Annotated in this window: 1 protein-coding gene; it reads right to left on the reverse strand. The window is 44.2% G+C overall.

Annotation, left to right across the window (positions count from 1 at the left end; translation table 11 throughout):
• Window positions 1-231, reverse strand: a 231-nt coding sequence (locus tag AAEZ03_RS29070; RefSeq protein WP_350583480.1) for a LysR substrate-binding domain-containing protein, incomplete at both ends; no start/stop codon positions are given.

The raw sequence follows: 231 nt of genomic DNA on the forward strand, positions 1-231 counted from the left end.
GCTTAAGTTTTCTGAGTCATAAAACAGTTTATGCTCGCGTCCGCAGCAGACGACCTGTCTTTCAATAAATGCTGGCTGAAAAGTGAGTAATGGTGGAAAACTACCAAAATAACCCACGCCAATATCACTTTCGTTACTCAGCAGCTTCTCCAGCATGCTTTCAGGGCTTTGCACATCGATAGAAAAATGAATGAGTGGATTGTCACGATAGCTAGCAGCCAAGCATTGGCG

This window comes from Pseudomonas sp. HY2-MNA-CIBAN-0224, assembly GCF_040310285.1.
Lineage (GTDB): Bacteria > Pseudomonadota > Gammaproteobacteria > Pseudomonadales > Pseudomonadaceae > Aquipseudomonas > Aquipseudomonas helleri.